Source organism: Bordetella genomosp. 4 (assembly GCF_002261185.1).
In the GTDB taxonomy this organism is placed as follows: domain Bacteria; phylum Pseudomonadota; class Gammaproteobacteria; order Burkholderiales; family Burkholderiaceae_B; genus Bordetella_A.
Genome location: NZ_NEVQ01000021.1, coordinates 191,280 through 203,538 on the forward strand (window position 1 = coordinate 191,280; position 12,259 = coordinate 203,538).

At 58.0% G+C, this 12,259-nt stretch carries 12 protein-coding genes; 4 read left to right on the forward strand and 8 right to left on the reverse strand.

Features of this window, described 5'->3' with window-relative positions:
• Positions 1-94 precede the first annotated feature (94 nt).
• The 3 genes from CAL20_RS21135 to CAL20_RS21145 form a co-directional block, all read right to left on the reverse strand.
• Positions 95-1,297, reverse strand: a complete 1,203-nt coding sequence (locus tag CAL20_RS21135; RefSeq protein ID WP_094838910.1) for an aminotransferase class I/II-fold pyridoxal phosphate-dependent enzyme — start codon at positions 1,295-1,297, stop codon at positions 95-97.
• Entirely contained in the window at positions 1,297-1,974 is a 678-nt protein-coding gene (locus CAL20_RS21140; RefSeq protein WP_094838911.1) for an RraA family protein, read from the reverse strand. Before CAL20_RS21140 ends, CAL20_RS21135 begins: the two co-directional genes overlap by 1 nt.
• A gap of 204 nt (positions 1,975-2,178) precedes the next feature.
• Positions 2,179-2,856, reverse strand: a complete 678-nt coding sequence (locus tag CAL20_RS21145; protein WP_094823042.1) for an ankyrin repeat domain-containing protein — start codon at positions 2,854-2,856, stop codon at positions 2,179-2,181.
• Between the two features lie 125 nt (positions 2,857-2,981).
• Between CAL20_RS21145 and CAL20_RS21150 the strand changes: the two genes are divergently transcribed.
• Positions 2,982-3,869, forward strand: a complete 888-nt coding sequence (locus CAL20_RS21150) for a LysR family transcriptional regulator (RefSeq protein ID WP_094838912.1) — start codon at positions 2,982-2,984, stop codon at positions 3,867-3,869.
• Here the strand turns inward: CAL20_RS21150 and CAL20_RS21155 are convergent.
• Positions 3,836-5,023: an amidohydrolase family protein gene (locus CAL20_RS21155; protein WP_094838913.1), complete on the reverse strand. Its 1,188-nt coding sequence runs from the start codon at positions 5,021-5,023 to the stop codon at positions 3,836-3,838. The genes CAL20_RS21150 and CAL20_RS21155 overlap by 34 nt on opposite strands.
• A 321-nt stretch (positions 5,024-5,344) precedes the next feature.
• Positions 5,345-6,109, reverse strand: coding sequence for a M48 family metalloprotease (locus CAL20_RS21160; protein WP_094838914.1), 765 nt, complete (start codon positions 6,107-6,109; stop codon positions 5,345-5,347).
• Positions 6,110-6,546: 437 nt separating this feature from the next.
• Here CAL20_RS21160 and CAL20_RS21165 point away from each other — a divergent pair, with 437 nt between their 5' ends.
• Complete coding sequence (locus CAL20_RS21165; RefSeq protein WP_218830722.1) at positions 6,547-7,110, forward strand: L,D-transpeptidase family protein; 564 nt, start codon at positions 6,547-6,549, stop codon at positions 7,108-7,110.
• Positions 7,111-7,169: 59 nt separating this feature from the next.
• Here the strand turns inward: CAL20_RS21165 and CAL20_RS21170 are convergent, their stop codons facing one another.
• Complete coding sequence (locus tag CAL20_RS21170; protein WP_094823046.1) at positions 7,170-7,985, reverse strand: alpha/beta fold hydrolase; 816 nt, start codon at positions 7,983-7,985, stop codon at positions 7,170-7,172.
• 50 nt (positions 7,986-8,035) lie between these two features.
• Between CAL20_RS21170 and CAL20_RS21175 the strand changes: the two genes are divergently transcribed.
• Positions 8,036-8,374 (forward strand): ArsR/SmtB family transcription factor, encoded by a 339-nt coding sequence (locus CAL20_RS21175; RefSeq protein ID WP_094838915.1) that lies wholly within the window; start codon positions 8,036-8,038, stop codon positions 8,372-8,374.
• A gap of 138 nt (positions 8,375-8,512) precedes the next feature.
• On the opposite strand, the gene ychF is transcribed toward CAL20_RS21175, so the two are convergent.
• Both ychF and CAL20_RS21185 read right to left on the reverse strand, forming a co-directional pair.
• The gene (ychF, locus tag CAL20_RS21180; protein ID WP_094838916.1) at positions 8,513-9,604 is read right to left on the reverse strand and encodes a redox-regulated ATPase YchF; all 1,092 of its coding nucleotides are present in this window, start codon (positions 9,602-9,604) and stop codon (positions 8,513-8,515) included.
• A 180-nt stretch (positions 9,605-9,784) separates the two neighbouring features.
• Entirely contained in the window at positions 9,785-10,216 is a 432-nt protein-coding gene (locus CAL20_RS21185) for a VOC family protein (protein WP_094838917.1), read from the reverse strand.
• 760 nt (positions 10,217-10,976) lie between these two features.
• Here CAL20_RS21185 and CAL20_RS21190 point away from each other — a divergent pair.
• Positions 10,977-12,236 carry a nucleotide sugar dehydrogenase gene (locus CAL20_RS21190; protein WP_094838918.1) on the forward strand — a complete coding sequence of 420 codons (1,260 nt, stop codon included), beginning with the start codon at positions 10,977-10,979 and terminating at the stop codon, positions 12,234-12,236.
• Positions 12,237-12,259 lie beyond the last annotated feature (23 nt).

Here is a 12,259-nt window from a genome sequence, read left to right on the forward strand (position 1 = left end):
GTCGTGGTGAAAAATTCCGATATGGATGAATGCCCGAATGCTGCGTGGTTTGATGCCTCGACTTCCACGCAGCGCTCGAGCGCCATCTCCCGGTTCAAGCAAGCTTTTCGCAGGCGGTGCGAATTGCCGAGCAGCCCTCGCGGATATCATCCAGCGACGCCGCAAAAGACAGGCGGAAAGTGCCCGGTGCGCCGTAGGCATTGCCGTCGATCACCGCAACACCGGCCTCGCGCAGCAAATAGTGCGTCAGATCGGTATCGGTGTTGATCACCTCGCCAGACGGCGTGCGTTTGCCCAGCAGTCCCTGGCAATCCGGAAAGACATAGAACGCTCCTTGCGGCTCGACGATCTGCAAGCCCGATGTCCCGCGCAGCGCCGCCATGGCCGTATCGCGGCGTTCGCGAAACACCTTTGCGAACTCGGCGACGCAATCCTGCGGACCAGCCAACGCCTCCAGTGCAGCGGCCTGGCTGACTGACGATGCGCCCGAGGTGCTTTGCGACTGCAGAATCGCCATCGCCTTGATCAACTCATCGGGCCCCGCACCATAACCGATGCGCCAGCCGGTCATCGCGTAGGCCTTGGACACGCCATTGACAACCAGGGTGCGATCGACGAGCTCCGGCGCGACTTGCAGCGGATGTACAGTGGCCTCGCCGGAGAAATTCAGCCGGGCATAGATATCGTCCGTCATCAGCCACACGTGCGGATGCCGCACCAGCACGTCAGCCAGGGCTCGCAACTCATCAGCGCGATACACAGCGCCGGTCGGGTTACTCGGCGCATTCATCATCAGCCATTTGGTGCGTGGCGTGATGGCGCGCGCCAGGGCGTCGGGCGTCAGTTTGTAATCGGTTTGCGGCGTCGTCGGCACGGCGACCGGCACACCGCCGTTGACCAGCACCATATCCGGGTATGACACCCAGAACGGCGCGGGGATGATGACCTCGTCACCGTCGTTCAAGGTAGCCGCCAGCCCGTTGAAAATCACTTGCTTGGCGCCCGTGCTGACGATGATGCGTGAGGCGGGATATTCCACGCCCGTTTCTTCCTGCAGGCGTATGCTGGCGGCCTTGCGCAGTGCGACCGTGCCTTGAGCGGGCGGGTATTTGGTTTCACCGCGATTCATCGCGGCTGTCGCTGCCTGGCGAATGTGCTCCGGCGTCATGAAATCCGGCTCGCCCACCGTCAGGTCAATAACGCGGCGGCCTTGTTCGCGCAGCTCGGCAATGATGGCGCGGGCCGCCACGCTGGGCGAGAGTTTGATGCGTTTGATCTTGTCGGCGATGATGCTCATTACGCATCTCCCGACTTCTGCGCGATGATGCGGTCGACCCACGGCTTGGTGTAGGTGCCGGCGTTCAGTTTTTCCTTGATGGCGGCCTCGTCGGCCTCTTTTTTCAGTGCCAGGGCCAGGACAGCCTCGGCGTGCCCGGCCGGGATCACGACTACGCCATCGGCATCGCCCACCACCACGTCGCCGGGGAATACCACCTGGCCGCCTACCGACACAGGCACATTGATCTCGCCGGGGCCTTCTTTGTAGGGCCCGCGGTGCGTCACGCCGCGCGCAAAGCAGCCGAAATCCTCTTGCGCGAACACATCGGCATCCCGCACCGCGCCGTCAATCACAAAGCCCACCACGCCGCGCATGCGGGCGTCCATCATCATCAATTCGCCCACCAACGCGTTGTTGGTATCGCCACCGCCGTCAACCACGATCACTTCGCCGGCCTCGGCGAGCGAAATCGCCTTGTGGATCATCAGGTTGTCGCCCGGGCGAGCCTTGACCGTCAACGCACGTCCCACGATGCGGCGCGCTTGTGCATGCAAGGGGCGCAGCCCCGTCACGCCGTACAAGCGATTCATGCAATCACTGATCTGCGCCGAGCCGACAGTCGCAAAACCGGCCAGAACGGTAGAGGAAACGGCCGACTCAGGCCGGGGAAGAACGCGATATCCGATAAGACTCATGGGCTTGGGCAATGAATGCGTAAAAAACTGGAAGAAAACCAGCCCGCATTACAAACCCTAGGCTTCCAATCCTCAAAACGATATAAATTCGGCCAAATTCACGAAAAAAATTCGTGCATCGGATTATGGCCAGTCGCCCCCTGCGGAGCCTCGGATGCTCGCCCCTAGACACCGCGGCAATTCGACCTGCCACAACGCGAACCGTCAGGGTTTCGCGCCCGCGTCCATCAAGATGCGCGCGATATCGTCGTATCCATGTTGGCGAGCATGCGCCAACGGCGTCACGCCACGGCCGTCCGGCAGATTCACATCCGCGCCCGCCTGCACCAGCGCTTGCACAATCTGCACATGCCGAGACCCGCCGTCGCCCAGGATGATGGCTTCGAGCAATGCGGTCCAGCCCAGGCGATTGACGTGGTCCACGTCCACGCCGGCCTCAATCAATCGACGCACAGTCTGGACATGGCCGCGCTCGGCCGCTGGGATCAGCGCCGTGCCGCCATACCGGTTCGTGCTTTTCAGGTCTGCGCCATGTGCGAGGGTCATCTCCAGGATCTCGTTCAGGCCGCGTGCGCCGGCGTACAAATACGCACTATCCTGAATCGCATCCTTGGCATTGACGTCCGCGCCGGCATCGATCAATGCCTGGGCCGCCGCGACGTTGTTCTCGTGGGTAGCGACGAGCAAGGCGGTGCGCCCTCTTTCATCCCGCGCCTCCAGCACCGCACCCTGGTCAAGCAAGGCCCGGATATCAGCTGCATTTCCAGATGCAGCCGTGTGCAGTAATTCGCGATTCAAGGGGCTCTCCTCTGCAAAACTGCCCGTACTCATCCACGTTGCCATGAAACAAGCGACGTAAATTGCAAAACGTTTGAACAGCATTGTTTATCTCCATCGACATGAAAAGCCGATAACAGCCAGGTTGTCCTGACACCGCGTCCATAGTTGCCAGGCTTTCCATGGCCATGATAAAAGCCAATCATCACATTAAAAAATTAAATATTTAAATGCCAGCCAGTCTGAAATCGAATAACGTGCTTTTCGAACTGGATTTGCTGAAAGCCATGGTCGCCGTCGTCGAATGCGGAAGTTTCACGACAGCAGCGACACGGCTGCACTCCACGCAATCCACGGTCAGCCAAAAAATACGCCGCCTGGAGGACCTGGCCGGCCATACCCTGCTCGATCGCGGCAATCGCGAGGTGCGTCCGACCGAGGCGGGGCATGTATTGTTGCGATACGCCCGCCAGATGTTGGCCGCCAACGAGCAATTGGCCGAAGCCTTGTCCGGCGCAATGGTGGCGGTCACCGTAAGGCTCGGCTTGCCGGAGGATTTCGCCACCGGTCCGATCACCAAGGCCTTTTCCGCCTTTACCCAGCACCACCCTCACGTCAAGCTGGAAGTCACCAGCGGCCTGAGCCGCGATTTGTATCACGGCTACGAGCAAGGTGAATTGGATCTCGTGCTGGTGAAACAACGGCGTCATAGCCGCGCGGCAGTCACGTGCCGTCCGGAAAAGCTGGTATGGATCGACAGTGCGCGGCACCCCTGCCTGAAACAGGATCCTATTCCGCTGGTCACCTTTCCCCAGCGAGGGCTGTATCGCGACGAGATGATCCAGGCATTAGAGGCCATCGGACGGCGCTGGCGCATCAGCTTTACCAGTTCGAGCCTGGCCGGCATTCAGGAGGCCGTCGCCAACGGGATGGGTATCAGCCTGCTGCCGCATCGAGCAACATCCAAGAATCACCAGATACTGACCCGGCGCAGCGGCTTACCCGAGATTGACGCCTACGAACTGGGCATTTTTTATCGCCCCTCCGCGAATCAGGAAACTCGCGAACTGGCCGATGTGCTGGTTCAGTTGCTGGACCGTTCCGAAACCAGATCCTGAACACGGCCTTTGCGTATCAGGCGCCGCTCGGCGGGCGCGCTCGCTACGGCAGCCGCCGCGTTAGGCGCCTTGACCGCCACGAAGGTCGCCTCGTTTCCGACTGCCAATCCATAGCCGCTCAAGCCCAGCACTGCCGCCCCCGCCGAGGAAACTAGGTGCAGTGCGGTGTGCAACGACTCGTCGGTATAGAACCCCGAGCGATATCCGACCAGCATGGCCCGCTGCAACATGTCGCCCGTGCCATAGGGCCACCAGGCATCCTGAATGTTGTCATTGCCGGAGAACACATTCACCCCCGCCTCACGCAAGCGTAGCACCGGCGGAAACGCCCGGTTGCCCGGCGCGTTCGTCATGATGGCGACACCGGCCTGGGCCAATGCCGCTGCAATGCGATCCAGGACATCCGGCGTCACATCGCCCAGGCTATAAGCATGGCTGACCGCGACACGGCCACCCAGCCCTGCTGCGCGCGTGCGGGCTGCAATGCGGTGAAGTTGCTCTACGCCCTGCAATCCTGGCTCATGCAAATGGATGTCAATTTTTACGCTATGTTTTTCGGCGATCCCGAATACCGCGTCCAACTGACTATCGGCATCGCCATCCAGCGTCGTGGGGTCGATGCCGCCGACGACATCGACGCCCGCACGCGCGGCGGCCTCGAGAATCTGCACCGTACCGGGACAGGACATCACACCAGCCTGCGGAAACGCCACCAGCTCAATATGCATGCGGCCGCGCCATTGGTCCCGCACCTGCATGATAGTGTGCAGATTTTCCAGCCCTGTCGTCGCATCTACGTCCACATGGCTGCGCATGGCAACCGTACCAAACGCCGCGGCCTGTGCAAGTAGTGCCTGCGCACGATCGGCCATCGGTTTTGCTTGCGCCAACGCCTGCTTTTCGACCGCCAGACGCTCACGCAGACTGTTCGCCGGCTGATGCGGATGCCAGACGTCGCCGACAAAACTCTTGTCCAGGTGAATGTGGCCATCAACAAACCCCGGCAGCACCACCCAGCCTTGCAGATCGACAACGTCTGCGCCCGGCACCACCGGGACATCCGGCCCCATGCTGACGATCTTGCCATCGGCTACGGCGATACAAAGCGGGCTGCCATCGGCGGCGGCGGCATTAATGAATAGACGTTCTATCATTGCAAAATCCTGATGGGTGAGCAGACGCGAGGCTTTTAATTATTGAATGCCTCAAGCACATCAAGGTGTCACGATAGCGCTATCCGCAAGGCATCGACAAGTTAAATGTCTGAATGGCCGCCATTCGATTTATGAATAGCGTGGCTGGAGTGAGCAGGATGCACCAGGATGGCCGCACACCTTGTTGAATAGCAGGATGGCAGAAAGCATAGAGCCGATGTCCTCACATGGCGGACATCGGCTCAAGATTTTGGATGAGTACCGGGCTCAACCCATCAGCCCGGCATCCATCAAACCACTACTATCGCGAGATAGCTTGGTTTACTTCTTGCTGGCGTCAATACGAGCCTGCATGCGTGCCGCGCGATCCGGCGAGGACGGGTGCGAGCTGAACATGCTGCTCTCGCCGCCATCGAGCTTGGCCAGTTTCTGGAACGCCGTCACCAGGCCTTCGCGCTTCATCTTTTTCTCGGTCAGCAGATCGAACGAGTAATCGTCGGCATCCGACTCTTGCGATTGCGAGAATTGCGCATTGATGAACGACTCGGTCAAGTCGCCCAACTGCGAGGAGTTCAATGCGGTGGCGATGTTGTTGCCCGAAGCGTTGGCGGCATCACGCGCAGCAGCGACAGCGTAGGCAGTCTGCATGGCTTTCTTCGAATGGCCCAAGGCGACGTGGCCCATTTCGTGGCCAATCACGCCACGCAGTTCGTCGTCGGTCATCAAGTCCATCAGGCCGCTGTACACACGCACGCAGCCATTGCCCATTGCCCAGGCGTTGACGTCTTCGGTCAGATAGACCTTGTAGTTGACCTTTTGGCCGTTCAAGGTCATGTTGCCAAAGCCCTTCATGATTTTGGTCAGACGCTTGCTGTACTTGTTGCCAGCCGGGGCGACTTTGGAGGTCTGATCGCTCTCTTTGCACGAGGCATCGGACAACTGCACGATCTGCGCGTCGGTCAGGGTGGCAGCCGAGTACAGGTTAGAGCCGGCCGACATCGCGCTGTCGAGATTCATGCCGCTGCAACCGGCCAAAAACACGCTGGCAGCCAGCGCCGTCGCTATCAATTTGGTTTTGCTTTTCATTGTTCGAGATCCTCTTCTCACTGGGCACATTGTGTGGGACGTCATTGCTTTCTCTCGGTACGCCGCTCTCCCGTCCCTTGGCGCATACGCGTGCCGGCATCTGCCAGCCTGGACCGATTAAAAATTCGCAGGCTCGACTGTAATGACAAGTGTCTGATCGTTAGGTGTTATACGTTTTCGAATTGCAACTAAAAACTTAACGTTATATGGCATGAGGTGACAAAAAACGGCCGGTTTCTCCTGTCATGAGCGGCGTAATGGTGGCGAATTCCCTGTAGATTCATAGGCATGCTCGCTGGTCTGCCGCCGGTCGAAGGTAAACAGCTCTTGAAAAACCTCGTGCAGCCATCCAACACAAAATGCAACCAAACATGCCAGTATTGCGCGTTGATGCACAATACCCATGGACTTAATATTCGTTCACAAAGGCTCGCACCGTGCGTCTGCGTCTTCGCGTTCTCGTTCCTATAGCCCTGCTGCTCGCCGCAGGCGGTTTTGCCTATACCAAGGTCATGGCCAGAGTCGCTACCGTCACCCCGCCTGATCTGGTCGCCAAAGCGCAACAGGCGGACAGGATCGTCGTCTCCAAGACCGACAAGATGATGTATTTATTCCGCGGCGATACCATCCTGAAAAGCTATCGCATCAGCATGGGCAGCCATTGGGATCAGGGCCATAAAGAGCGCGAGGGCGACGAGCGCACGCCTGAAGGCAGCTATCTGATCGATTGGCGCAATCCAAAGTCGTCTGCTTATCTGAGCCTGCATATTTCCTATCCGAACGCCGACGACACCGAGCGCGCGCGGCAGAGTAATGTCAGCCCTGGTGGGAATGTGATGATTCACGGACTGCCCAATGGCTGGGGTGCCCTGGGAACACTGCATCGACTCCTTGACTGGACCGATGGCTGCGTTGGCGTGACCAATGAAGAAATGCGAGAGATCTGGTCGCTGACGCCGAATGGCACGCCGATCGCGATTCATGCGAGGTGGGAGCCTTAGAATTTTTCGTGTGCGGACGATCAAATGATTTCCTCCGCACTTCGATGACACTGCTATCGTTACTGGTCGAGTCGTTTCAGAACTGCCGCCACAATAGCCTCTGGCCTATCCTCCTGAACGAGGTGTCCTGAATCAGATACGCAAATGCATTCGGCGTCAGAGATCGCTGCCGCGAGGGCCACTCCCTTTTCAAAGGGTATCCACTCATCGTTCCGCCCCCACAGGACGGTCACCGGACATTCCATCCGCGCGTATCGTTGCTCGATCTCGTCGGTGAATTTCTGATCCATCTGCGCAATTTGACGATAGAACGCGGGCTGGCCAACGGGCCCAAGCCATGGCGCACTGTAGATTTCCAGCGCCTGCTCGGACAGCGGATTGTAGGCGGCGGTCTGTAAATAGGCTCTCAGCAGCGCCCGGTGCATATAGTCTGGCATCCCGGAGAAGGCTATTTCATGCTTGCGCACATGCTGGACCAGCGGGGATCCCCACGGGGCGAGAGCGACGGCGTCAAAGATCGTCAGGGATCTGTAGCGCAAACCGTTCAGATAGTAGGCACGCAGCGCCGTGGCTCCACCGAAATCATGCGCAAGCACGTCCGGACAGTCGAGGTTCCACTCCGAGAACAGGGCGGCAAGGACCTTGTTCTGTACGGCCAGTGACACGTCCTGCCCCTCTCGCATCTCCGACAATCCATAGCCGACCAGATCAAAATAGTAGATGGTCCGGCGGTCAGCGAGCTGCGGCACGATCCGGCGCCAGACCTGCGAGGAAAAGGGTGTGCCGTGAATCGCTACCAGCGGCGGCCCGCTGCCGACCTTGCCCCAGCGGACGGCGTTTCCTTCGATGATCGCGGTATTGGGTAGATCCAACATGGCATCACTCACATTGTCGTTTAGCTATATGACAATATATAATCCAGGCCATGGATAGATCAACCCAAATCAAGGCGATGGCGAGCGAGCAGCGGTTAACCGTCCTTCGACTGTTGGCGGAACCGCAAAAGCATTTCGGGCATCAGTGGTCCGCCGATCCGATCGAGTTCGGGGTGTGCATGACCTTGATTGCCGAGGCGCTGGCGGTTGCACAGCCTACGGCCAGCCGGCATTTGGATATTCTCAAGCAAGCCGGCTTTATCACCGTGCGCAAGCACCTGAAATGGTCGTATTGCAAGCGGGATGAGGCGGCGATCAGAGACTATCTGGATTGGCTCGCGGCCGAGCTTTCGTCGACCGTTGAGGGGAAGGTCGTGGGACGAGTTTAGAGGCGATTAATTGGGGTATTTTCGAAAAAAATACCCCATTGAAACCGCTCGATTACCCTATTCCGATCAGTCATCCCGGTCGGCAGCCGGTGCTATCTGGAGGCACTGGCGAGTTCTGGACGAACCGTCAGACGTTGATCACACATTAAACAAGAAATTCATCACATCGCCATCCTGCACGATGTATTCCTTGCCTTCTGCGCGCATCTTGCCTGCCTCTTTGGCGCCGCTTTCACCCTTGTAGGTGATGTAGTCGTCAAACGAGATCGTCTGCGCGCGGATGAAGCCGCGTTCGAAATCGGTGTGAATGACGCCTGCAGCTTGAGGGGCGGTGGCGCCGACCTTGACAGTCCAGGCGCGGACTTCTTTTACGCCAGCGGTGAAATAGGTTTGCAGGCCAAGCAGGCTGTAGCCCGCACGGATCAGACGGTCCAGGCCGGGTTCTTGCATGCCCATGTCGGCCAGGAAAGCGACTTTATCGGCATCGTCCAACTCGGCGATCTCGGCCTCGATGGCCGCGCAGATTGCCACCACGGGCGCGTTTTGCGCCTTGGCGTATTCGGTCAGGCGGTCCAGCAACGGATTGTTTTCAAAACCATCGTCACTGACGTTGGCCACGAACATCGCCGGTTTCGCGGTGATGAAACCGAACGACTTCAGTGAGAACATTTCCTCGGCATCCAGACCCAGCGCGCGAATCGGCTGGCCAGCGTCCAGCTGTTTCTGGCAACGCTCGAGCAATGCGACCAGTTTGGCGGCCTCTTTGTCGCCCGAACGCGCCAGCTTGTTGTTGCGGTGAACGGCTTTTTCAACAGTTTGCAGGTCGGCCAAGGCCAGCTCGGTGGAGATGACCTCGATGTCGGCGATGGGGTCGACTTTGCCTGCGACGTGGATCACGTTGGTGTCTTCGAAGCAGCGCACCACGTTGACGATGGCATCAGTCTCGCGGATGTGCGACAAGAACTGGTTGCCCAGGCCTTCGCCCTGGCTGGCGCCAGCCACCAGACCTGCGATATCCACGAACTCGACCACGGCGGGGACCACGCGCTCAGGTTTGACGATCTCGGCCAACTGGGCCAAACGCGGATCGGGCACTTCGACTACGCCCACGTTGGGCTCGATGGTGCAGAAGGGATAGTTTTCCGCAGCGATGCCAGCCTTGGTCAGCGCATTGAAAAGAGTCGATTTGCCGACGTTGGGCAGGCCAACGATGCCGCATTGCAGAGCCATGGAAATCCTTGATTATTCAGCATGATGCGCCTAACGCGGGGATGGTGGAGATTCGGCTCAATTGCCGCACTGCCCAGCCCCGCGCCGCCCCATGGTCGGGGTTTCCAGGGCGCTTTTTATGCCTGACTTGTCCAAAATTATGTCGATTGTAGCCTTGTCCACACCCTGACGTTCGTGGCATCAAGCGGCATGCGATTCGCGAGACTTGGCAGCGTCGTAGCAGACGAACGCCAACTTATTTCCGTCAGGATCGCGGACGTAGGCAGCATAGAAGCCTTCCCCATAGTGGGGACGCAGTCCGGGCGCTCCCTCGGATGCTGCGCCGTTGCGCAGCGCGAGCGCATAGAGCTCGTCTATGAGTTCGACATCACACTGAAACGCGGTCATCACCCCGTTGCCCACGTTGGCAGGCTGATCGTCGAACGGGTAGCCCGTGATAAACCGGGGGAAAGACTCGTCGTCGCTCTTGCCCCATGATGCACACCGCTCATCGAGCCAGCACTGCTCCAAGCCCATCGCCGCAAAAATCGGGTCGTAAAAACGTACCGCGCGCGCCAAATCCTGGGTTCCGACCATCGTATAGGCAATTCCTGCCCTTGCTTGCTTTGCCATGCCTCACCTCGTTCAGTATTACGTAGCGGTGTCCTGATTACAGGATATAGACCCGCGAATGTGGAATTCGTCCCGTTCGGTTTGGAATTTCAGAAAATGGAAAACCAAATCGGCGCAGTTTGGCGTCGACTGATATTCAGCACGCCTGGTCCGGATTAACGGCTATTAACAGAATTCGTTCGCAGAAGTCAGATCGTCAGCAAATTACGGCTGCGATTCAAAATATTCCAATCTCAGGTCAAGCCCCGGCGATATGAATTGGATTTTGGATTAACCAAATAATCCCACGATATATGTGATTAAACCCGTTCCCTCATAGGGAGATCGGCGCCTTTTGTCAGCCAAGAACCTCGCGTTTCCGAGATGGCCAAAGACGCCCGCCTTATTTCTTTTCAGATTAATTAAATTAAAGAAATAACACAATTTCCTATATTTATTAATAGCAATTTAGAGCCGTCCGATATTTCGCCCGTGTAATGAATGTAATTGTTTACGGTGCCTCAGAGGGTTTATTACAACGGCCCTGACGCACTTTCACAGCAATCATAATTTTTTGAAAGAATTAGGTTGTTTGTCCACTCTACGATTCACCGGCTCGCTGCTCGGCACATGCCATTGAGTATCGATACGTAACCATTCTTCAGGAATGGCCTACGGAATCCGGGAATCTATCTGGACGCTGCACCGCTGCCTACCCCACTCCGTTGGCCATCTGCCCGTGATGAAAACAGTGAGGTCCCCCGTGGTAAAGAGAATCGCAGTGTGTGGCCTTGGATATGTAGGCCTGCCCGTAGCCGTCGCATTTTCCAAGCGCTTCGATGTCATCGGTTTCGATGTAGACAAACGGCGAATCGCAAGGCTGAAACAGGGAGACGACTGGACCGGAGAGATCGAGCGTGAGGCGCTGCTGGCATCCCCCATGGTGTTCACCGATCAGGTGACGGAACTGAAAGGCCGCGATTTCTTTGTCGTTGCGGTTCCGACGCCTGTCGATGAAAGGAATAATCCCGATTTTTCCTTGCTGGTCAAAGCTTGCCAGTCGATAGGCCCCGTGCTGAGCCCCGGCTGCATCGTCGTATTCGAATCCACCGTCCATCCTGGCGCGACCGAGGAAATTTGCGGACCAGAATTGGAGAAAGCGTCGGGCCTGCGCTGCGGGGTCGACTTCAAACTGGGCTACAGCCCCGAACGAATTAATCCCGGCGACAAGGAGCATCCGCTGGAGAAAATCGTCAAGATTGTGTCCGGCCAGGATGAGGAATCGCTGGAAATCATCGCCGGTGTGTACGAAAAAATCATCGACGCAGGTGTGCATCGCGCCTCCTCCATCAAGGTGGCCGAAGCCGCGAAGGTGTTGGAGAACACGCAGCGCGACATCAATATCGCGCTGATGAACGAGATGTCGAAGATCTGCGATCTGGTCGGCATTCGCACCTCGGAGGTCCTGACTGCCGCAGGGACCAAGTGGAATTTCCTGAAATTCAGCCCCGGCCTGGTGGGTGGCCACTGCATCGGCGTCGATCCGTATTACCTGACTTCCAAAGCACAGGAACTCGGCTATCACCCTGAGGTCATCCTATCCGGTCGCCGGATCAACGACGGCATGGCGGCCCACGTTGCATCCCGCGTCGTCCAGACGCTGGCCCGCAATGGCCGCCTCAATGCATCGATCCGCGTGGGCATTCTGGGCATGACGTTCAAGGAAAACGTGCCCGATATCCGCAATTCGAAAGTGGTCGACCTCTACAACGCGCTCGGCGACTACGGCATTACTCCGCTGGCGTGCGACCCGATGGTCGACGCAGAGCAAATGGAACACGAATACGGCATCAAGCTCGTAAACCGTGACGAATTCCGAGATATGGACGTGCTGATTCTGGCCGTCCCGCACCGTAAAACCATGGAGTCCATCTGGGACGACCTGCCGAATCTGGTCAAGAGCGGCGGCATGGTGTGCGACTTGAAATCTGTACTCGACAGCAAGCGGCTTCAGCCCGACCTCTTGTACTGGACTCTTTAAGTTCAGGCTCAGCTCAATATTTG